This window comes from Neobacillus niacini (genome assembly GCF_023715415.1).
Lineage (GTDB): Bacteria > Bacillota > Bacilli > Bacillales > Cytobacillaceae > Neobacillus > Neobacillus niacini_C.
Genome location: NZ_JAMBOB010000020.1, coordinates 1 through 20,840, shown reverse-complemented (window position 1 = coordinate 20,840; position 20,840 = coordinate 1). Strand labels below are relative to the sequence as shown.

Below are 20,840 nucleotides of genomic sequence, written 5' to 3'. Positions count from 1 at the left end.
AACCGTGCTTTATTTTTTTGAAACTTTTCTCTAATTGATTCGTCTTACTAGGTAACAACTTGTAATAATTTTCCTAAGTATATTGTTACCAAATCTTTTCTTTGTTAGCATATCACTATACAAACAGATAAAATTGGGTGTGGCATATGGACAATATCACAAAAAAAGTAGATCGCTTTGATTGGACGTTAACATTAATTCTGTTTCTATTTTTCCTCGTTAGCTGTGTAGGCATTTATAGTGCACAGACTGCTGGGCAGTACGAAGATAATTTCTTAGTTAGACAAACATTCTGGTATGTGGTTGGAGCTGCCATCATTTCGATTACAATCCTTTTCGATGGCTATCAATATAGGCGGCTTTCTTGGTATTTTTACGGGTTTGGGCTTCTTTTACTTATAGTCATACTAGTTGCTCCTGAAAGCATTGCTCCCATTCGAAACGGTGCAAAAAGCTGGTTTATCACTCCTGTTGGCTCCATTCAGCCTTCAGAGTTTGTAAAAACGTTTTTAATCCTGGCTCTTAGCTCTGTTGCAGTTAAGCATCAGGAGAAATATCTTGAGAAATCATTTAAAAGAGACTTTTGGTTATTGCTTAAACTGGGAATCACCACATTCGTTCCTATCTTCTTTATTATGAAGCAGAATGATTTGGGCACCTCTCTCGTCTTATTATCCATCTTAGTTGGATTTATCCTCGTCTCAGGGATCACATGGAAGATTATCTTACCCCTATTTAGTACTGGGGCATCACTTGGCGCTTTCATTATTTACCTAGTCGTACAAAGACCGGATATCCTTGAAAAGTATTTACATGTACAGCAATACAAGTTTAACCGCATTTACGCGTGGCTTGACCCATTTAATCACTCAAGCAGCTCGGGCTATCACCTATTGAAATCCTTAAGTGCCATTGGCTCTGGTTTGATAACTGGTAAGGGGTTTGGAAATCGGGAAGTATACATTCCCGAAGGACATACAGACTTTATATTCAGCGTAATTGGTGAGGAGTATGGCTTTGTAGGCGGCAGTATTGTCATTGGACTATTCTTTCTATTAATTTACCACTTAATAAAAACTGCCTTAGATACGAATGATCCGTTTAATACATATGTGTGCACAGGAATCATTTCCATGCTAACTTTTCATGTTTTTCAAAATGTCGGTATGACCATTCAGGTCCTTCCGATTACAGGAATTCCCTTGCCCTTCATCAGCTATGGAGGCAGCTCGTTAATGGGCAATATGTTTGCAATGGGGATTGTCTACAGTATTCGTTTTCATCATCGTAATTACATGTTTACATCATCAAAGTCACTAAGTAGTTAATAGAGAGCAGCGGATTCCCGCTGTTTTTATTTCTTTATTGTCGAAACTGTTATAAACTTAGAAGAGCTTTAAGAGACATTAATAAAAGCAAAAGAACATTTACAAGTGAAGGTGAATTATGAAGGAATTTATTTTTTCAATATTGGAGTTCTTATCAGAGCTAGGTTACTTCGGAATTGCACTAGGGTTAATGATAGAAGTTATTCCAAGCGAAATAGTCTTAGGCTACGGCGGTTATATGATTTCAGAGGGCATTCTTGGCTATCCAGGAGCAATCATTGCTGGGACGATTGGTGGAACTTTTGCACAGCTATTTCTCTATTGGGCTGGCTATTATGGAGGCCGTCCCTTTTTAGAGAAGTACGGAAAGTATGTCTTTATTAAAAAGAAGCAAATTGACCTGTCTGAACAATGGTTTAGCAAATATGGAGTCGGCGTTATTTTCTTTGCTCGATTTATTCCAGTCGTCAGGCATGCGATATCGATTCCAGCTGGAATCGCTAAAATGTCTGCGACAAAATTTACTCTTTATACGGTAGCAGCTATTATTCCATGGACCATTCTATTCCTTTACTTAGGACATGCGTTAGGCGAGAATTGGTCACATATTAAAGAATACGCAGCGCAATATACATTGCCTATTATTATTGGAGCTGTTATTCTAGGTGTCATCTACTACCTAATAAAGAAAACGAAAAAAACAACCACTGATTAAAAATCGGTGGTTGTTTTTTTCCTTATAACATAATACTTGTGATTGCTGCTGTTAATAAACTTACTAGTGTAGCACCGTAAAGTAACTTAAGTCCAAACTTAGCTACTTGATTTCCTTTTGCCTCATTCAGTCCTTTTACTGCCCCTGTTATAATCCCAATGGATGAGAAGTTTGCAAAAGATACAAGGAATACGGAAATAATTCCAACTGTTCTACTGGATAGAGTATCTGCTATCTCTCCTAAATCCATCATCGCAACAAATTCATTTGATAATAATTTAGTAGCCATAATCGTACCCGCTTTCACCATATCTTCGGCAGGTACACCCACAATAAAAGCAAGTGGTGAAAACACATATCCTAGAACTGTCTGAAAGCTAACTCCAAAAATTGCATCAAATACACTGTTAATCATACTAATTAATGCAACAAAACCGATTAACATCGCCCCAACAATAATGGCTACTTTAAATCCATCCAGAATATATTCGCCGAGAACCTCGAAGAAGGTTTGTTTTTCTCCCTCTTGTACATCTATAATATCTTCTTCCGCTGAAACCTCATAAGGATTAATGATATTGGCAACCATGAATCCGCCAAATAAGTTTAAAACCAGTGCCGTTATTACATACTTCGGATCAATCATCGTCATATACGCCCCTAAGATGGAGGCTGAAACCGTTGACATTGCTGAGGTACATAATGTATAAAGACGGTGTTCAGGAATATAGGGAAGCTGTTTTTTTACCGAGATGAATACCTCTGATTGGCCGAAGACTGCTGATGCAACAGCATTATAAGATTCAAGCTTACCTAATCCATTTACCTTACTTAAAATAATTCCAAGGTACCGAATGATAATAGGAAGAATCTTAATATACTGTGCAATTCCGATTAATACAGAAATAAAAACAATTGGCAGCAGAACATTTATGAAGAATGGACCTGCACCTTCATTCGCCATTCCACCGAAAACAAAGTTTATTCCCTCTGCAGCGTAGCTTAAAAGATGGTCGAACAAACTAGAAACAGCCGTAATAATGACAAACCCAACCTCTGTATTCAGCAGCAAGAAAGCAAAAATGAGCTGTAACACTAACATAGTAACAAGCGGTTTAACCTTAATTCTTTTCTTATTGTTACTAGCGATATAGGCTAACAAAAAAATGATAGCAATTGCAGCCAAAAAAAGTAGATACTTCATCCTAATCCCTCTCCAATTCATGATGTTCTATCGATTATGTAAGAAGATAGAAAACATAATTAATTTCGACATTTTCTGACAAATGTCGAGCATATCAAAGATTATAAAAGCACCTTTACCTAGTGTCAATCCATTCAAGGAAAGTAATAAAATTCAGGTTTTTCACTTTTTATTATGCCATTCTCCCCATTTCTTACTCTTTAGACAAAAAAAATCCACCCCTTAAAAGGTGGATTTACATATTATCCTAGATTATGCTACTCGGCAGTTTCGATTACACGTTTCATAGCTTGGATATGTCCTAAATGTAAATTCTCATGAAACAATGCAAAATTTACGAGTTCACCATATGTTTTTTGGCCAAGAAATGGTTCTTTTAACTCCACATTGAGGCTTTCAACAGGAATCTCCTTCATTCTTGATAATTGTTCCTTCAACTGACTAGTCAATACTGAAATAGAAGGGACATCACCTTCCCAATCTGCTGGTTTCGTTCCCTTTGCGAATAATTCCATATAGTTTGCTGGTAAATGACTTGGATTTTTAGGAAAATTAAAAATCAAAACCTCAGCTGTCGTTAATACATGCCCAATATGCCAATGAATGGTGTTATTAAAACCTTTGGGTTGTACATCAGCCAGCCCTTCCTCAATTGCTGCCACATTCTTGATAAAGAAACTTCTTGTTAGCTCCATGTTATTAAACAAAAGTTCACTCATTCTACTTCTCCCCCACCTATTTATTACATTTCCTCTGGTGCTTCAATCCCTAATAATCTCAATCCTTCTTTTAATACAACCGTTACAGAATATACAAGAGCTAGGCGTGCTTGTTGCTCTTCACCATCTTCAAGAATTTTCACCTCGCCGTAATATTTATTGAAAGCTTGAGCGAGGTCCACAATATATTTTGCGATTTGAGATGGATCAAACTGTTCATACGCTCTTTTAATAGCGTTCGTAAACTCCGTAAGCAAGCTTACCACCTTCCACTCCTTTTCCCAGGATGGAGAGGATGGTTTTACTTCATCGTCTATCTGCCAGTTTGCTTTGCGTAAAATAGAACAAGCCCTTGCATAAGTATATTGGACATAAGGACCGGTTTCTCCTTCAAAACGAAGCATTTCTTCTAATGAAAATTCAATATCATTCATTCGATAGTTTTTTAAGTCATGGAACATAACGGCACCGACGCCCACTTGTTTCGCTACCACGTCTTTGTTTGTGAGGTTTGGATTTTTTTCTTCAATGTTATATTTAGCCATTGTGATGGATTCATTTAGTACTTCCTCTAATAAGACGACCTTCCCTTTTCTGGTCGACATCTTCTTTCCGTCCTTAAGCATCATCCCGAACGGAATATGGACCATCTTCTTTGCCCATGAAAAGCCCATCTTTTCTAATACAGCATTTAACTGTTTGAAATGAAGGCTCTGTTCATTCCCAACGACATATAATGACCAATCAAAGTTATAGTTTTCTTTACGGAAAAGAGCTGCAGCTAAATCACGTGTTGCATAAAGCGTAGCTCCATCGGATTTTTTAATTAAACAAGGCGGTAATCCTTCGTCTGTCAGGTCAACAACTTGAGCCTGGTCAGATTCTACTAGCATTTCTGCTTCCTCTAGCAGTTGGACAACACGATTCATTTTATCATTATAAAAAGCTTCGCCTGCAAAAGAATCAAATTGAACGTTCATTAATTCATATATCCTTGAAAATTCTTTTAAAGACTCTTCACGGAACCAACGCCAAAGGGCTAAAGCTTCCTCATCCCCATCTTCAAGTCTTTTAAACCAGCTTCTCCCCTGTTCAACAAGTGCAGGATCATTTTCTGCTTCATCGTGAAATTTAACATAGAGGGATAATAATTCCTTAATCGGGTTTTCTTTAACCTTCTCTTCTTCTCCCCAAAGCTTATAGGCAGTAATCAGCTTACCAAATTGAGTACCCCAGTCACCTATATGATTAATTCGTATAGGGGTATATCCGCATTTTTCTACAATAAATGCCAAAGAGTTTCCGATAACCGTTGAACGCAGATGACCCATGGAGAATGGCTTCGCGATATTGGGTGATGACAGGTCAATCGTTACTGGACGGGCATTTCCGACATTTAGGGAACCATACTTTTCCTTTTGCTTGATAATTTCTGAAATCGTATCTTCTGCAACCATTTTTTTATTTAAAAAGATATTTAGATATGCGCCCACTACTTCGATCTTTTCAAAAATGGGTGATTGAATCTTTTCACTTAACTCTTCGGCAATCCTATTTGGAGCCTTTCTTTTTAGCTTTGCTAATGAAAAACACGGAAAGGCTAAATCACCGTGAAGTGGATTTTTCGGCTTTTCAATGAGCATTTCAAGCTCTTTTACCTGCATTTCCTGTCCTAGCACTTCATATAACACTTTTGCAAGCTCCTGTTTATATTTCATTAGTAAGACCTCCTGCTTCTCTTTATAAAAACAAAAAACTCCCGTCTCTATATGAAGAGACGAGAGTTAACTCGCGGTACCACTCTACTTGTTCCAAAGGAACCAGCTTGACTTGTTAACGGAGGACTACTCCGGTTTCCCCTACTTTATTCAGGCAAACATCTCAAAAGTGCGCTTCATCCTTTGTTTCGTATCAGGCTCCCACCATCCCTGACTCGCTTTGACTTCACAAAGAATTACTCTCTTTTTCATTGATTTTTTCCGACTTTATTTGTAGCTATTATACTGGATAAAAAAGGATTTATCTAGTCACTGCAGATTATTTTTTCAAATTGGTCATCCTAAACGTTAAGGAGGGATAGTATGGCCAGAAGAAATAAAATCCTTGTCCCAGAGGCTAGGAATGGATTAGATGCATTAAAGGCAAGGGTTGTTCAAGCACAAAATCCCGAGAATGCGAAATTTGAGGCAGCAGAAGAAGTAGGTGTTCCATTAAAGAAAGGCTACAATGGTCAGCTCACTTCACAACAGGCAGGAAAAGTCGGCGGCAGATTAGGCGGCAGCATGGTTCGGGAGCTCGTCAAAATGGCTCAAGAAAATATGGCTAAAAAAAGGTAAGCAGTGGAAATCCCACTGCTTATTTTATGATCCTGTGGACCGGTAATGCCTTACTCCGAATTGCCACACAAGAAAACAAGGAAGAATAAACAGACTTCCCGCAATGGGCGTAAGCATATAAAGCAGTTGATTCCCAGTTGTTTTTCCAAGAATAAACAGCAGCGGCAGGTAATTTACGGTTCCAAAAGGGATGATATAGGTAAAGAAACGAGCTACCCACTTTTGATAAATATTTAACGGATACTGCGCCATCTCTCTGCCGCCATCCGTAAAGATATTTGCTACCTCCAAACCCTGAACAGTCCAAAAACACATCGTTGCGGCGAGCATATAGATACCCGTAAAGATTAGGACACCACTGGTAATCATAAAAAATAGGGTAGCGGCTTTCATAAAGCTCCATTCGATGGGTAGATTATTCAATGCCCATATAAGAACAATCGCACTTTGCAGGAGCCTGCCTATCCGTGTAAATTCAAATTTTGACCCCAGAACTTGAAGAAAGGTACTTCGAGGGCGTACCAGAACCCGGTCAAAATCTCCTTTCACAATTAAGCTGGAAAAAGTGTCGAATCCCCGTGCAAAACATTCACTTAACGAAAAGGCCATGTGTATAACAGCAAAACAGAGAGCAACTTCGAAGAAATCCCACCCTTTTATCTGACCGAACCGCTCAAACAAAAAGTAAAGTCCTGCAAAAACCGAAAAGGGAATAAAAAACTGTCCAATTGATAATAGCCAAAACGATGTTCGGTATTGCATTTGTGATTTAAATAAGATTAATAAATATTTTAAATAAAGATTCATCCCATTATCCCCCCTGTACGACCACTCTTCTTAGGACACTGTTAAGAGCAACTTTTCCTAACCAAAGGAGACCTAGAAGATATCCTAATTGAATAAAAACTCCAATTATAGCGTCACTTTGCACAATATGTCCTGAATAAACCCGAAATGGAAAATCCGCAGTCCAGCGAAAAGGCAGGACGTAGGCAATTTTTTGTAGCCATAGAGGCATTAGCGGTATGGGAATAATCAAACCTGCAAAGAATTCTCCCAGCACCCCAAATATCAATAGTGATCCCATTGGAGATAAGGTTACAAAAACAGAGATATATAAGAACATGGAAATGGCTACTAACAGCAGTAAACCTAATAATAGGGTAATGACAAACAAAATAAAGGTTATAACATTTGGAGGTAGTGTCATGTTGTAGGGTTTTGGTAAAAAGAAAGCCACGATTAAGATAGGATAACAGCGTAGCAATGCGCTTGATAGTCTCTGTGCCAGAAGCTTTGCATACCAGAAACCATAAAGGTCAGTAGGACGGCAAAGTTCATAGGAGATATTCCCGCTTGTTATCAGATCAAATAATTCATTGTCCCGGAACCAAAGCATGATGAAAGCAAGGAAAGCCTGCTGCAGCCATATGTAGGTGATTAACTCTTTCAATGAGATTGGCGGTGTTACAGCAGCAAATTGATAGAATGCTTCAAATACCATGATCGAAATAAATCCCCAGAAAAATTGCGTTGCCACCCCGGCTAGTGCCGCAGAACGATATTGCATACCAATTAACAGCCTAATTTTCAATACCGAAGCGTATACCTTCATATTTGGAACTCCTTATACAGCTGGACAATAATATCCTCAATTGGCTGTGATTCGATTGTGACATCTACTAGGTCCACTTTTTTAGATAATTGGGTAATGACGTCAGATGTGAGAGTCTGTTCGGTATCAATACTAAGTACAGTGTGCTCAGGAGACCAATGGATGATGGTGGTCCCTGGTATATCAAAGCTATTGGTATTTTTACGATAGTCAGCCGTAATGGTTTTATGCGTTCCAAACCGTTTTCTCAATTCCTCTATTTTTCCATCATAAAGCAAGCTGCCTTTCCCAATTAATATCACTCGATTGGCTAGAGCTTCAATATCATTCATATCGTGGGTAGTCAGGACAACGGTGACGCCTTTTTCCTGATTGATGGTTTTGATAAACTGTCGGACTGCTATTTTCGAAACGGCATCAAGGCCAATCGTTGGTTCGTCTAAGAATAAGATATTGGGGTTATGTAGTAATGAAGCAGCAATTTCGCAGCGCATCCGTTGTCCTAAACTTAATTGACGAACCGGAGCGTTTATGATGTCTTTTAATTCTAGTGTTTCGATAAGCAGATCTAAGGTTGTTTTATAATCTTGTGGCGGGATTTTGTATATATCCTTTAATAGCTCAAATGAATCAATCACCGGAACATCCCACCAAAGCTGCGAACGCTGTCCAAAGACAACTCCGATATTTTTTACATACTCGACCCGGTCCTTCCATGGTGTGAAACCCATGATACTGCAGGTTCCTCCGTCTGGAACTAAAATGCCGCTCATGATCTTAATCGTTGTCGATTTTCCAGCACCATTCGGACCAATGTACCCAACAATTTCACCAGGATTGATTGCGAAGGAGATTTCGTTAAGAGCTTCAACAATAGTATGCTCCCGGTAAAAAAGTGATTTAGTGGCTTGCAGCAATCCATTGGAACGCTTTGGCACTTTGAAGGATTTCGATATGCCCTCTAATTTTATCAACTGGTATTCCCTCCCTTTTTCGTCACAGAGGAAAATAATATCACCTGATGGAGATAAGTGTCAAGAATTTTTAGAATAGTATGGTTACCACTTTTTCAAAATTCCTTTGCTTACGGGCATCACGAATACTAATGGTTACCTTCCTTTTGGTTTCACGCATTTCACATATAATAAAATTTAAAAAAGGACTGATAGCTAGGCTTGCTACCAGTCCTTTAATCACTGAAATTTATCGAAAATTTAAGCTCCTTCAGATCGATTAATTACACTGGACAATACTCGATCCGTGGATTTACTAACTTTCTCTTCAAAATAAGGTTCATAGGCTTCAATAGGCGGCTTTTTAGTCGTATAAACGGCAAGAATTACCCCTATTAAAGAAATACCAGCTGCTATTAGAAATGGATTTGAAGCTCCCATTGCCTTGGAAACAACATATCCAACAGAGCCAATTAGTATTCCCGCATAAGCTCCTGCTGCGTTCATTCTCTTCCAATACAATCCTAAGAAGACGGCTAAGAAAAATGCTGCCCCGAATCCTCCGTAAACGTAGACAAAGCCCATTGCCAGAAACCACGGCGGCTTAATAGCACTAATAACAGCTAAGAATCCCAAGACGAAAATAATTAATCTAAGTCGCTTATTAAAATCTTTATCACTTACTTTTTTCGAAAAGATGCCTAAATACACATCATAATATAGGGTAGTCCCTGCGGTTAACAGCATAGAGTTTGCAGTCGAAACAGCAGCTGCACAAAGGGCAACTAATGTCATGGCGCCGACTAGCGGGGGTGCATAGTCCTGAATGATTAATGGAACTATGTAATCCGTCGTTTTTCCTGCAGGTAGACTAGGTAATAATGCTTTTGCACCAAGTCCAAGGATGATTAGTGGGCCCATGATGAATAATAACACTCCGATTGTACCCATGATTTGCAAGATAGCAACCTTGATATTTTTTGGTGCCAGCATTCTTGTAACCCAATGCGGCGATGCGGGTGAGCCTAATGAATTTGAAATAAAAATAGAAATGAGTGCACTAAGACTAAAGGTCCCTAATGGAGATAGAAGAATTCCTTGCTCAAGCGGCGGTCCGCCTGCAATCGTAGGTGCAGTTGTCGTAGAAAGTGTATCTACAATATTCTGTAATCCGCCGGTTGCAGCTAAAACTGCACCGCTTCCTAAAACAACTCCAATTACAATAAGAACTGTATTAAGTGTATCCGTTGCGGCAACAGACCAAAAGCCGCCAATACTCGTAAAGAGTAGAAATATCAAAAAGGCAAAAATGGCTATTTTATAATCGATTCCAGTTATCGTTTCAAAAACAATTCCGAACCCTACTACTTGGATATGAACTAAAAGGAAATAGCCGATTGTCATTAAAATCCCAACAATCATCCGTAAAGGGCTATTTTGCTTATAAGGCTCGTACCTAAGATGAATAAACTCTGGAAATGTTCGTACCGGAGTTTCCGGTCTTCTTATTTTATAAGCCACCAGTGGGATTAACGCTCCCCCTAAACACCAGCCTGCAACCCAACCAATTATTGCTGCTACGCCTGAGCTATATAAATAGCCAGGTACTCCTAGAACAGATGCTACACTTACCCATGTAGCTGTTGTTGTGCCTATTCCTAACAGTAATCCCATTCGATGTCCACCCGTTGTAAAATCAGAGATGGATTCTGTATTCTTTAAGCTTTTTACACTCGACCATATCGTAAATAATAAGTAAAAAGCTAATACAATTATGTACATCATGAAGTTTCGCCCTCTTTATCTCTTATTTATATTTAAAAATTTTTCCCGTAGCTCCCCAACGTTTAACGCCAGATTTTTCAATTCTCATGCATAGGTATGTACCTAATACAAACGAAAAAATCATCGTGCCAAGCCAAATCAACAACGCTGTAACCATTCTAATACCTCCTCCTAGAAAGATAATTCTATATTTTCTAAATATATAAAATTGATTTTAACATACATATTTATTCCGTCAACAGTATTTTTATCCAAATTTCATTATTCTTAGATACTGATTATAAAAAAATGGCTCCATCTAAAAAATTAGATAGAGCCAATCTATATTCGTTGTAATTTTTACCTATTACTCAACTGTCACGGATTTTGCGAGGTTACGTGGTTTGTCAACGTCACAATCACGGTGCAGTGCAGCGTAGTAGGCAAGAATTTGTAATGGTATTACAGAGATAAGTGGTGTTAATAAATCATGTACTTCCGGAATAACGAAGCTGTCTTCGTCCATGTTTAGACCCTTCATTGAAATGATGCATGGGTTTGCGCCGCGGGCAACAACTTCTTTAACGTTACCGCGAATGCTTAGATTTACACTTTCTTGGGTAGCAAGTGCAATTACTGGTGTACCTTCTTCAATTAAAGCAATGGTACCATGCTTTAACTCTCCGCCAGCGAAGCCTTCTGCCTGAATATAAGAAATTTCCTTTAGCTTCAATGCTCCCTCTAACCCAACATAGTAATCAATTCCACGTCCAATAAAAAAGGCATTACGTGTTACAGATAAAAACTCTCTCGAAATATGCTCAATGATTTCTTTTGAATCACAAAGAACTTCTATCGCATTGGCCACTAGACCAAGTTCATGAATTAAATCAAATCCTGGGTCAAGATTTCGGCTTTTCGCAGTAACTTCTGCTACTATCGCTAACACAGCTAATTGTGCAGTATAGGCTTTTGTTGAAGCAACAGCAATTTCAGGACCTGCATGAAGCAATAAAGTATGATCAGCTTCGCGAGAAAGAGTTGAACCCTGAACATTCGTAATTGTTAATGATTGATAACCCATTTCCTTAATATTAACAAGAACGGCACGACTATCAGCAGTTTCACCGCTCTGTGAAATAAAGACGAACAAAGGTTTCTCAGAGAGAAGAGGCATATTATAACCAAACTCACTAGAAATATGAACCTCTACAGGAATTTTCGCCATCTTTTCAATGAACTGCTTGCCAACTAGACCTGCATGATAAGAGGTACCGGCCGCAATAATATAAATGCGGTCAGCGTTGTTCATTGCAGAAATGATATCGGGATCAATCGTTAATTTACCTTGTTCATTTTGGTAGGCTTGAATAATTTTACGCATAACCGCAGGCTGCTCATCAATCTCTTTTAACATGTAATGAGGGTATGTGCCTTTTTCAATGTCGCTTGCATCCAATTCAGCAATGTAAGAAGTACGAGTAATTGTTTCTCCATCTAGATTCTGGATGGTTACTTGGTCCTTCATAACGATCACGATTTCTTTATCCATAAGCTCTACGTATTCGTTTGTTACCTGTAGCATTGCCATCGCATCACTTGCAACAACATTAAAATCTGAACCAAGGCCTACCAATAATGGACTTTTATTTTTTGCAACAAAAATAGTCTCACTGTTTTGTTCGTCTAATAAAGCAAGGGCATAGGAGCCATGTAAAAGTGAAAGTGTCTTACGAAAAGCTTCTAAAACCTCTAAGCCTTCGTGAACAAACTTCTCAACTAATTGAACAATGACTTCTGTGTCCGTTTCACTAACAAACGTTACATCTGCTAAATAGTCTCGCTTGAGAAGATCATAGTTCTCAATTACACCATTATGAACGAGGGTAAAACGTCCAGATGCACTTTGGTGGGGATGGGAATTTGTTCTGCTTGGTACTCCATGAGTAGCCCAGCGTGTATGACCAATTCCGCTATTAGCCATTACGTCCGTATCTACAATCTCACGTAAATCAGCAATACGTCCCTTTTCCTTAAAAACATGGACACCGTTTTCGTTCATAACAGCAATTCCTGCTGAATCGTAGCCTCTATATTCAAGCTTTTCTAAGCCCTTTAACAAAATTTCTTTCGTATCATTACTTCCAATATATCCAACAATTCCACACATTTTCTTTTCCTCCCTGATAGAGGGGGCAAGATTGCTTTGGAGGCTCACCTTGCCCCCTTATCTCTGTTTTAGATAGGTATCTGTATATACCTTCTTCTTTTTATTGCTATGTTTAGTATGCGCATTTCCCTCTCTTTGTGCACCGAGTTGCCTTGGTGTTTTAAAGAAGAAATAATCGGTTGTGCGTTCAACCGGGAGGTATCCGCCGAACATTCGATAAACCTCCTCCTCGTCAACTAACCCACACTGGTTAGTTCAGGCGCTTTTATTTAAATCTAAACTCTCTTATCCACTATCCTCCTTCATAATTAGTTTTGCCTATTAAGGAACAAAGCAAACTAATCGTAACTGATGAATCACCATTCGTCAATAAAATAAAAAATGGGAAAGTAGTTAATTTCCCTCTCACATAATAAAATATGCATAAGGGCTCAATATCGTCCCTTATGCATATACAATGATCTATTCTTTTAATTCCATTTCAGCTTTTACAACAGAAACAATTCGGTCTACATATGCAGCACATACTTCTTCTGTAGGTGCTTCAGCCATCACGCGGACTAGTGGTTCAGTGCCTGATGGACGAACAAGAATACGGCCGTTCCCATTCATTTCTGCTTCCACCTGTTCAATAACCGTTTTAACCTTCTCATTATCCGTAACATGGTGTTTATCCGTTACACGTACATTAACAAGCTTCTGAGGAAACTTTTTCATATCTGCAGCTAGTTCAGACAATTTCTTCTGAGTTGATTTCATAATATTTACTAATTGCAACCCCGTTAATAATCCGTCACCAGTGGTATTGTAGTCTAAGAAAATAATATGACCAGATTGCTCCCCACCAAGATTAAAGCCGTTTTTCTTCATTTCTTCTACCACATACCGATCTCCAACTGCAGTTGGTACACTTTGAATTCCATAGCCTTCTAAGCCTTTGTAAAATCCAAGATTACTCATAACAGTCGAAACAATCGTGCTATGCTTTAGACGACCCTGTTCTTTCATATACTTTCCACAAATAAACATAATTTGGTCACCATCAACGATATTACCTTTTTCATCAATAGCAATTAAACGGTCACCATCACCATCAAACGATAGCCCAACATCTGCACCTTTTTCCTTAACCATTGCTGCTAAGGCTTCAGGATGTGTGGAACCCACCCCAGCATTAATATTGATGCCATTAGGCGAAGCACCCATAACAGAAATATCCGCATCTAGGTCTGCAAATAGATGAGTGGCAAGTGAAGAAGTAGCTCCATGTGCACAATCTAAGGCAATATGTATGCCTGAGAAATCCTCATCAACTGTATTCTTTAAGTATTGAAGATACTTTTGACCACCTTCAAAATAATCCATAACCTGTCCTAGGTCCGCCCCAACAGGTCTAGGTAATTGATCTTCTTCCATATCAATTAATTCTTCAATTTCAAGTTCTTGGTCATCAGAAAGCTTAAATCCATCAGGACCAAAGAACTTAATTCCATTGTCCGCAACCGGATTGTGTGAAGCAGAAATCATTACACCAGCTTCAGCACCTAATGCCTTTGTTAGATAGGATACCCCAGGAGTTGAGATTACTCCTAAGCGCATTACCTCAGCACCAATAGAAAGTAAACCAGCTACTAATGCCCCTTCAAGCATATGTCCGGAAACACGGGTATCACGACCAATTAGCACTTTTGGTCTGTCCTTATCCTTTGTTAATACAAAACCCCCGAAACGTCCTAATTTAAAAGCTAATTCAGGTGTTAATTCACTATTTGCAACGCCTCGGACGCCATCGGTACCAAAGTATTTTCCCATTTTCAAAATCGCTCCTTATCATGTTTACTGCTGTGTATTATGCGTTGTCTCTCGTTATTGTAATTTTTACAGATGATTTATCAGGTGCCCACTTTACATTAGGCGGCCCATTCACTTGGATGTTCACATTATGCTCGCCTTCTGTAAGTCCATTCAAATCAATAAATATATCGAAGTTGTTTGGTCCTAAAGCAGTTACCTCTGTTCCTGGTCCAAAGACTAATAAATTTACTGCTCGATTTGCTGGTTCATTGATGACCGCCTCATATTGTTCCGGTAAATTTCTAATTTTTATTGGAACACCAGATACAGTTTTCTCTACTTCACTTTTCACAACCACGGTTACCTTTACCGTTTCAGGTGTTACTTTTGTTACCCCGTTTGAAATAATAACCGGTAAAGTCTGTGTCGTATTTTCACTTATTTTACTTACATCCACTTCAACGCGGACACTATCCGTTTCTTTTAAAACATCCTCAGCTCCAGAAATAACGGCTTCCTCAACATCTAATTTCATTGATTCAATCGTGATTCCTTCTTGTGGGGTACCTTTTTCAATGATGTTTATTGGGACAGTTTTTGTATTGCTTTTTATTGGAATCGTAACTTGTACGGTCTCCGGTTCAACGACAACATTCAGTTTATTTAGTTCTTTATCTAGTACCTGTACCTGTGCTTCTTTTGTCACAGTACTATCGAGTAGATCTCCGCCTTCAAGTGCTGCTTTTACATATGTAATTCGATCGACTACATCTTTGGCACCTGTAATTTTTACCTTATTTGGCTTAACGGTAGGTTGTCCCGCCGAATAACCATCTTTTATCAAATCATTATCAAATTCTGCCTCCACCGTAAACTCAGTCGTAACCTTTTCTTGAATCGCTACGGTTATGGTACTTGGCTTGATGGTTGCTTTTAATTTATCAGATAAACCACTAACCTCAAATTTCACCTTTTGGTTTCCAATTTTAGCATTGGTTATATCTACAAATACCTCAAAGTTTTTTAAAGCCTTTGCTGACTGAACATGGGGCATTGGTCCTTCAATTGTTACATCCACCGTATCCGGAATTCCTGAAACTACAAGGTTTTCTGTATCATAATAAGCTTTTACAGGGATATCAGCTAAGATTTCTGTGGTATTTCCGCCTGGTACATTTATTTCGTTTGTCTTGCTGCCAGTATTAGGGACGACATAATAAAGTAGAACGGCCAGTAATATCGCCATTATTTTAATAAACCAAGGATTATCCATTAGTTTATCCATTATTCTTTCCCCTCCAGTTCCAACGAGCTGAAGAAGCCGGTTTTACTTTCGTGCTGGTAATGATTAAATCATGAGAGATTAATTCCTTGAAACCCTCTAATGTTAAATTTCGGTGAAGCTCACCGTTTCTAGTGAGAGAGATATTTCCGGTTTCTTCTGAAACAACAACGGTTAAACTGTCTGTTACTTCACTTATTCCTAGAGCAGCACGATGTCTTGTACCGAGTTCCTTTGAGATAAAGGGGCTTTCAGATAAGGGAAGATAACACGCCGCCGCCGCAATATTGTTTTTTTGAATAATGACAGCACCATCATGAAGTGGTGTATTTGGAATGAAAATATTTATGAGCAATTCAGAAGATATTTTCGCATCTAGCGGGATACCTGTTTCAATGTAATCACTCATCCCTGTTTCCCTCTCAATGGAAATCAAGGCTCCAATGCGTCTCTTCGCCATATAATCTGTTGCTTTAATAATGGCGTCCACCATTTTCTCTTGTTCCTCATCATCAGGTCCACTGCTTCTTGAGAAAAAACGCCCTCTACCTAATTGCTCAAGAGCTCTCCGAAGCTCCGGCTGAAAAATAATGATAACGGCTAAGAATCCCCAATCAATCGCTTGCTGTGTTAACCAGCTTAGCGTATTTAGTCCAAAAAACTCACTGACCACTCTTATAAGAAGAATTACTACAATCCCTTTTAATAATTGAACAGCCTTCGTTCCTTTTATAAGGTTTAATAACTTATAAATGACATACGAAACAAGGAGAATATCAACAATACTAGCTAGGTACTTCCATATTGTAAAATCTTCAAAAAACGGCATTGTTTTTCCTCCGTAAATTTGTCTAACTTATAACCCATTTATTATACCATAAATGCAACTTGTACCTATTATTTGTCATTTAAATACTAAAAATTAAAAAAGAAATCACCCACTTGCTGAGTGACTTCCTTTTATTATTTTTCACTATCATTAAAAATATCAATAACATCATAGGCTGTCTTTTTCATGTGATACCAAATCCAATCAAATACTTCATTAACCTCTTCAATTTGGCCCGTTACATGTCCAGCTGAAGCTAAATACTTTTCCCCATTAATTACCGTTACGTCGCCTTGAACTTCACCCTCGATTTTTAATTCTCCGTTTCGAACGATGACATCCCCTTTGACGACTTCTCCTTCGGGAACAATTACCGTATTGTTTTGTACTATTAAATTTTCCTGTTTAGAAACGGAAAATTCCCGTTCTTGATTCCATGTTGAAAATACACTGCCCATCATTAAAACCAAAAATAAGGAAGCAGCAGCAATGAGCGGATGATTTCTCAGCCATCTTTGCATACCTACTTTTTTCTTTTCTTTTGGAAGACTAGCCATCACTTTTGCTGTAAAGTCAGGTGGTGCTTGCATTCTAGACGTGCCTTTTACAACTGCAATCGTCTTCTTAAATTCATTGAACAGTGTCTCACATTCCTTGCAGCTTTTGAGGTGTTCTCTTAAAATCATCTCATTTGTAGGATCAATTTCTTCATCTAAGTATTCATGCATTAAGTCAACGATTTCATCATTACACTTCAACGTGTTTCACCTCTTATCACACATAACGTAATTGTTGTCGCAATGCCTCGCGTCCACGATGGATACGGGTTTTGACTGTGCCTAATGGCATATCAAGGATTTCACTTATCTCATTTAATGACAACTCTTCCATATATTTCAGAACAATCACAGACCTGTATTTTTCAGGCAGCTTTAATATTTCCTTTTGAACACTTTCTTGGAGTTCAAGACTTTCCAATTCGTTCTCAGGTAAAGGGGAGTTCGAAGAGAGCTGTGAATACATGGTAAGACCATCTGTCCCAGAAACTTCTGCATCCAGATAGTAATCAGGCTTCTTCTTTCTAATTCTGTCGATACATAAGTTGGTTGCAATCCTGAATAACCATGTAGAAAATTTTAAATCCTGATTAAATGACTTAATATTAACATATGCACGGATAAAGGCTTCCTGTGCAATGTCCTCTGCCTCATGGCGATTTCCCAGCATTCGATACCCCAGCTGAAAAATACTGTTACTATAGATTTCAACAATGTCAGCAAATGCATCCTGATCGCCTTTTATAACCTGTTTAATTCTCTTTTTTATAAGGGCTTCCATTAATTTATCTCAGCTCCAATGCGGCTATACAATCTTACGAATCATAAGCAAAAAGGTTTCAATATAAATAATATCTTCCTACATACTTTTTATATTAACAAAAATTAACTAATTTTGGATATAAGAAGGCTTACTCATTTTTTAAACTGAAATAATAACAGCAGCTTCCTTGGAAAGCTGCTGCCTAATGTTTATAATAATTTTTCTCCAAACAAGGATCCCATCAATTCAACAGCTACTCGTGCAGTTTTGTTTTTCTCATCTAAAATGGGATTAACTTCTACAAATTCAGCTGAAGTAATAATCTGGGCTTCTTCTAGCATTTCCATTGCCAAATGACTTTCTCGATAACTAATGCCGCCCATCACCGGAGTCCCTACACCCGGAGCATCGTTAGGATCCAAACCGTCTAAATCAAGTGATAGGTGAACACCATCTGTTCGTTCCTTTAGATATGTAATCGTTTCTTCCATCACTTTTGCCATCCCTAGCCGATCAATTTCATGCATTGTATATACTTTAATGCCTTTTTCTTTGATTAAAATCTTTTCACCTTCATCAAGCGATCTCGCACCGATGATAACCACGTTTTCTGGTTTTACTTTTGGTGCATACCCTGCGATATCTGTTAAGGAACGATGACCAACACCCAAACTCGCAGCTAATGGCATACCATGAATATTTCCAGAAGGTGAGGTATCTGCCGTATTCAAATCACCATGTGCATCATACCATATAACCCCGAGGTTCTGATAATGCTTCGAAACACCTGCTAATGTTCCAATGGCAATGCTGTGATCTCCCCCCAAAACAAGCGGAAAAGACCTTGATTGAATAACTTCATCCACTTTTTCTGCTAGCAGTGTACTTTTTTCAGCAACGAGGTCTAAATTTCTCAAATTTGATTCCTTATCGATTACTACTTCTGGTCTTCCAATTGGAATATCTCCCATGTCGTGAATTTGGTCAAAAAGTGGTTTCAATCTCTCATTTATTCCTGCATATCGGATAGCACTAGGTCCCATATCAACTCCACGTCTCATTTGACCTAAATCCATTGGCATTCCAATTATAGATAGTTTTCTCATACTGTACCTCCTGCCCCTTCATTAACTACTATTTTAACCGCTTTCAGGTAAATGACTCAACTCGACAAGATTTTGTATATATATACGGTTGCAGCGGAATCGGTATTTATGTACATCCATTGATGGTAGCCAACTTTTAGCCTTAGCCTTTAGGTCTTTGAATTGGCAGTAACTTAGGACTTTTGCTTGAACATAAAAAAGCCTTAAATCGTAATGATTTAAGGCGAAATTTAATATGTAGTGTGATGGTTATTTTGCTTTACAAAAAAATTTGATTATTTTGCTTGGCAAAAAATCATAGTTAAATTCACTATCGTGAAATTAACTTGGTGGAGCCTAGCGGGATCGAACCGCTGACCTCCTGCGTGCAAAGCAGGCGCTCTCCCAGCTGAGCTAAGGCCCCATATTCAATTTTTCATAGATAAAGACCCTTAGAGATAAAATATCCCTTGGGGTCAATTTGTAAAATGATGAGCCATGAAGGACTCGAACCTTCGACCCTCTGATTAAAAGTCAGATGCTCTACCAACTGAGCTAATGGCTCTTGGCTGGGCTAGCTGGATTTGAACCAACGCATGTCGCAGTCAAAGTGCGATGCCTTACCGCTTGGCTATAGCCCAATGTTAAGGACATTAACTAGTTTGTCCAACATTTTTAAAAAATATAAGTGGTGGAGGGGGACGGATTCGAACCGCCGAACCCGGAGGGAGCGGATTTACAGTCCGCCGCGTTTAGCCACTTCGCTACCCCTCCACTTATAAAAACTGTTTAAAATCCCTTCTGGGATTTTTCGCATGCTTCCGCTGATGTAAATTCAGCAAGTAAGAAGCATGGTGCCGGCGAGAGGACTTGAACCCCCAACCTACTGATTACAAGTCAGTTGCTCTACCAATTGAGCTACCCCGGCATATATTAAATATAATTTTTTATTGGTAAAAATATCAAAAGTTAATTTGATATCGCAAAAAAATATTGGTGGAGGATGACGGGATCGAACCGCCGACCCTCTGCTTGTAAGGCAGATGCTCTCCCAGCTGAGCTAATCCTCCGTATGATAGTAAGTTATTTTCGCTTTCGCATAAAAACATTGGTGACCCCTACGGGATTCGAACCCGTGTTACCTCCGTGAAAGGGAGGTGTCTTAACCACTTGACCAAGGGGCCATATAATTAAAGAATAGGAAAGCTTCCAAGCGGGCTCGAACCGCTGACCTCTTCCTTACCATGGAAGTGCTCTACCTACTGAGCTATGGAAGCATAGCTAATTTTCGAATAAAAATAGAAATGGCTCCGCAGGTAGGACTCGAACCTACGACCGATCGGTTAACAGCCGATAGCTCTACCACTGAGCTACTGCGGAACAATATAAAGCCTGGCAACGTCCTACTCTCACAGGGACAAAGTCCCAACTACCATCGGCGCTGAGAAGCTTAACTTCCGTGTTCGGTATGGGAACGGGTGTGACCTTCTCGCCATTATTGCCAGACTATTTTTTCTCAAAGACATTTATTATTATACTGTCTTTTTGAAACTTTTCAAGAGGTTTTTTAAAAAAATCATTCCCTCAAAACTAGATAATTTTCAGAAGAAGTTTTGTAAAACGAGTTTGCCTTTAAAAATTGGTTAAGTCCTCGAACGATTAGTATCAGTCAGCTCCACATGTTACCACGCTTCCACCTCTGACCTATCAACCTGATCATCTTTCA

General features: G+C 38.8%; 19 protein-coding genes, 9 tRNA genes, 2 rRNA genes and 1 other annotated feature. Of the genes, 3 read left to right on the top strand and 27 right to left on the bottom strand.

The annotated features are described in order from the left end of the window. Positions 1-146: 146 nt before the first annotated feature. Both M3189_RS25610 and M3189_RS25605 read left to right on the top strand, forming a co-directional pair. The gene (locus M3189_RS25610; RefSeq protein WP_251639494.1) at positions 147-1,328 is read left to right on the top strand and encodes an FtsW/RodA/SpoVE family cell cycle protein; all 1,182 of its coding nucleotides are present in this window, start codon (positions 147-149) and stop codon (positions 1,326-1,328) included. Positions 1,329-1,443: 115 nt separating this feature from the next. Continuing rightward, the gene (locus M3189_RS25605; protein WP_435368122.1) at positions 1,444-2,043 is read left to right on the top strand and encodes a DedA family protein; all 600 of its coding nucleotides are present in this window, start codon (positions 1,444-1,446) and stop codon (positions 2,041-2,043) included. 22 nt (positions 2,044-2,065) lie between these two features. Here the strand turns inward: M3189_RS25605 and M3189_RS25600 are convergent, their stop codons facing one another. The 3 genes from M3189_RS25600 to argS all read right to left on the bottom strand — a co-directional run bounded on the left by M3189_RS25600 (position 2,066) and on the right by argS (position 5,684). After that, on the bottom strand, positions 2,066-3,247 hold the full coding sequence (locus M3189_RS25600; protein WP_251639490.1) for a NupC/NupG family nucleoside CNT transporter: 1,182 nt from the start codon (positions 3,245-3,247) through the stop codon (positions 2,066-2,068). Between the two features lie 257 nt (positions 3,248-3,504). Further along, on the bottom strand, positions 3,505-3,966 hold the full coding sequence (locus M3189_RS25595) for a DinB family protein (protein WP_251639488.1): 462 nt from the start codon (positions 3,964-3,966) through the stop codon (positions 3,505-3,507). A gap of 23 nt (positions 3,967-3,989) precedes the next feature. Continuing rightward, on the bottom strand, positions 3,990-5,684 hold the full coding sequence (gene argS, locus M3189_RS25590; protein ID WP_251639486.1) for an arginine--tRNA ligase: 1,695 nt from the start codon (positions 5,682-5,684) through the stop codon (positions 3,990-3,992). Positions 5,685-5,736: 52 nt separating this feature from the next. Beyond that, positions 5,737-5,945: a binding site (T-box leader), on the bottom strand. Between the two features lie 102 nt (positions 5,946-6,047). On the opposite strand from argS, the gene M3189_RS25585 reads away from it, so the two are divergent. Beyond that, positions 6,048-6,302 carry an alpha/beta-type small acid-soluble spore protein gene (locus tag M3189_RS25585; protein ID WP_095251293.1) on the top strand — a complete coding sequence of 85 codons (255 nt, stop codon included), beginning with the start codon at positions 6,048-6,050 and terminating at the stop codon, positions 6,300-6,302. A gap of 24 nt (positions 6,303-6,326) precedes the next feature. Here the strand turns inward: M3189_RS25585 and M3189_RS25580 are convergent, their stop codons facing one another. The 24 genes from M3189_RS25580 to M3189_RS25470 form a co-directional block, all read right to left on the bottom strand. Next, a complete protein-coding gene (locus M3189_RS25580) occupies positions 6,327-7,109 on the bottom strand; it encodes an ABC transporter permease (protein WP_251639485.1) in 783 nt (260 codons plus the stop codon). A gap of 4 nt (positions 7,110-7,113) precedes the next feature. After that, a complete protein-coding gene (locus M3189_RS25575) occupies positions 7,114-7,917 on the bottom strand; it encodes an ABC transporter permease (protein WP_251639483.1) in 804 nt (267 codons plus the stop codon). Further along, complete coding sequence (locus M3189_RS25570; protein ID WP_251639480.1) at positions 7,914-8,891, bottom strand: ABC transporter ATP-binding protein; 978 nt, start codon at positions 8,889-8,891, stop codon at positions 7,914-7,916. The genes M3189_RS25575 and M3189_RS25570 overlap by 4 nt, the downstream gene beginning before the upstream one ends. Positions 8,892-9,131: 240 nt before the next feature. Continuing rightward, positions 9,132-10,655, bottom strand: a complete 1,524-nt coding sequence (locus M3189_RS25565) for a sodium:solute symporter family protein (protein ID WP_251639478.1) — start codon at positions 10,653-10,655, stop codon at positions 9,132-9,134. Between the two features lie 22 nt (positions 10,656-10,677). After that, positions 10,678-10,812: a hypothetical protein gene (locus M3189_RS27050; RefSeq protein WP_285889826.1), complete on the bottom strand. Its 135-nt coding sequence runs from the start codon at positions 10,810-10,812 to the stop codon at positions 10,678-10,680. Between the two features lie 189 nt (positions 10,813-11,001). Beyond that, positions 11,002-12,804, bottom strand: coding sequence for a glutamine--fructose-6-phosphate transaminase (isomerizing) (gene glmS, locus M3189_RS25560; RefSeq protein WP_251639476.1), 1,803 nt, complete (start codon positions 12,802-12,804; stop codon positions 11,002-11,004). A 57-nt stretch (positions 12,805-12,861) separates the two neighbouring features. Beyond that, on the bottom strand, positions 12,862-13,017 hold the full coding sequence (locus M3189_RS25555; protein WP_251639474.1) for a hypothetical protein: 156 nt from the start codon (positions 13,015-13,017) through the stop codon (positions 12,862-12,864). A 249-nt stretch (positions 13,018-13,266) separates the two neighbouring features. Then, on the bottom strand, positions 13,267-14,616 hold the full coding sequence (gene glmM, locus M3189_RS25550; RefSeq protein ID WP_251639471.1) for a phosphoglucosamine mutase: 1,350 nt from the start codon (positions 14,614-14,616) through the stop codon (positions 13,267-13,269). Positions 14,617-14,653: 37 nt separating this feature from the next. After that, positions 14,654-15,883, bottom strand: coding sequence for a CdaR family protein (locus M3189_RS25545; RefSeq protein ID WP_251639469.1), 1,230 nt, complete (start codon positions 15,881-15,883; stop codon positions 14,654-14,656). After that, positions 15,876-16,709 (bottom strand): diadenylate cyclase CdaA, encoded by an 834-nt coding sequence (gene cdaA / locus M3189_RS25540; protein WP_251639468.1) that lies wholly within the window; start codon positions 16,707-16,709, stop codon positions 15,876-15,878. The genes M3189_RS25545 and cdaA overlap by 8 nt, the downstream gene beginning before the upstream one ends. Positions 16,710-16,843: 134 nt before the next feature. Then, the gene (locus M3189_RS25535) at positions 16,844-17,467 is read right to left on the bottom strand and encodes an anti-sigma factor family protein (protein ID WP_251639466.1); all 624 of its coding nucleotides are present in this window, start codon (positions 17,465-17,467) and stop codon (positions 16,844-16,846) included. A gap of 16 nt (positions 17,468-17,483) precedes the next feature. Then, the gene (gene sigW, locus M3189_RS25530) at positions 17,484-18,047 is read right to left on the bottom strand and encodes an RNA polymerase sigma factor SigW (protein ID WP_251639463.1); all 564 of its coding nucleotides are present in this window, start codon (positions 18,045-18,047) and stop codon (positions 17,484-17,486) included. A gap of 191 nt (positions 18,048-18,238) precedes the next feature. Further along, positions 18,239-19,135 carry an arginase gene (gene rocF, locus M3189_RS25525; protein WP_251639461.1) on the bottom strand — a complete coding sequence of 299 codons (897 nt, stop codon included), beginning with the start codon at positions 19,133-19,135 and terminating at the stop codon, positions 18,239-18,241. A 327-nt stretch (positions 19,136-19,462) separates the two neighbouring features. Then, a tRNA-Ala gene (locus M3189_RS25520) sits at positions 19,463-19,538 on the bottom strand. 68 nt (positions 19,539-19,606) lie between these two features. Further along, positions 19,607-19,679, bottom strand: a tRNA-Lys gene (locus tag M3189_RS25515). A gap of 1 nt (position 19,680) precedes the next feature. Next, positions 19,681-19,755, bottom strand: a tRNA-Gln gene (locus M3189_RS25510). Positions 19,756-19,803: 48 nt separating this feature from the next. Continuing rightward, a tRNA-Tyr gene (locus M3189_RS25505) sits at positions 19,804-19,888 on the bottom strand. Between the two features lie 78 nt (positions 19,889-19,966). Continuing rightward, positions 19,967-20,042 (bottom strand) — tRNA-Thr (locus M3189_RS25500). A gap of 66 nt (positions 20,043-20,108) precedes the next feature. Next, a tRNA-Val gene (locus tag M3189_RS25495) sits at positions 20,109-20,184 on the bottom strand. A 39-nt stretch (positions 20,185-20,223) separates the two neighbouring features. Then, a tRNA-Glu gene (locus tag M3189_RS25490) sits at positions 20,224-20,298 on the bottom strand. A 20-nt stretch (positions 20,299-20,318) separates the two neighbouring features. After that, positions 20,319-20,391, bottom strand: a tRNA-Thr gene (locus M3189_RS25485). 28 nt (positions 20,392-20,419) lie between these two features. After that, positions 20,420-20,494: transfer RNA gene (locus M3189_RS25480), tRNA-Asn, on the bottom strand. A 10-nt stretch (positions 20,495-20,504) separates the two neighbouring features. Further along, positions 20,505-20,620 (bottom strand): 5S ribosomal RNA (rrf, locus tag M3189_RS25475). 133 nt (positions 20,621-20,753) lie between these two features. Next, positions 20,754-20,840, bottom strand: a 23S ribosomal RNA gene (locus M3189_RS25470); the annotation flags it as partial.

Coding starts and splice junctions, on each gene's coding strand:
- glmS (WP_251639476.1), bottom strand. CDS start 12,804: ATGTGTGGAATTGTTGGATATATTGGAAGTAATGATACGAAAGAAATT.
- argS (WP_251639486.1), bottom strand. CDS start 5,684: ATGAAATATAAACAGGAGCTTGCAAAAGTGTTATATGAAGTGCTAGGA.
- M3189_RS25600 (WP_251639490.1), bottom strand. CDS start 3,247: ATGAAGTATCTACTTTTTTTGGCTGCAATTGCTATCATTTTTTTGTTA.
- rocF (WP_251639461.1), bottom strand. CDS start 19,135: ATGAGAAAACTATCTATAATTGGAATGCCAATGGATTTAGGTCAAATG.
- M3189_RS27050 (WP_285889826.1), bottom strand. CDS start 10,812: ATGGTTACAGCGTTGTTGATTTGGCTTGGCACGATGATTTTTTCGTTT.
- sigW (WP_251639463.1), bottom strand. CDS start 18,047: ATGGAAGCCCTTATAAAAAAGAGAATTAAACAGGTTATAAAAGGCGAT.
- glmM (WP_251639471.1), bottom strand. CDS start 14,616: ATGGGAAAATACTTTGGTACCGATGGCGTCCGAGGCGTTGCAAATAGT.
- M3189_RS25595 (WP_251639488.1), bottom strand. CDS start 3,966: ATGAGTGAACTTTTGTTTAATAACATGGAGCTAACAAGAAGTTTCTTT.
- M3189_RS25575 (WP_251639483.1), bottom strand. CDS start 7,917: ATGAAGGTATACGCTTCGGTATTGAAAATTAGGCTGTTAATTGGTATG.
- cdaA (WP_251639468.1), bottom strand. CDS start 16,709: ATGCCGTTTTTTGAAGATTTTACAATATGGAAGTACCTAGCTAGTATT.
- M3189_RS25610 (WP_251639494.1), top strand. CDS start 147: ATGGACAATATCACAAAAAAAGTAGATCGCTTTGATTGGACGTTAACA.
- M3189_RS25580 (WP_251639485.1), bottom strand. CDS start 7,109: ATGAATCTTTATTTAAAATATTTATTAATCTTATTTAAATCACAAATG.
- M3189_RS25545 (WP_251639469.1), bottom strand. CDS start 15,883: ATGGATAAACTAATGGATAATCCTTGGTTTATTAAAATAATGGCGATA.
- M3189_RS25565 (WP_251639478.1), bottom strand. CDS start 10,655: ATGATGTACATAATTGTATTAGCTTTTTACTTATTATTTACGATATGG.
- M3189_RS25555 (WP_251639474.1), bottom strand. CDS start 13,017: ATGTTCGGCGGATACCTCCCGGTTGAACGCACAACCGATTATTTCTTC.
- M3189_RS25585 (WP_095251293.1), top strand. CDS start 6,048: ATGGCCAGAAGAAATAAAATCCTTGTCCCAGAGGCTAGGAATGGATTA.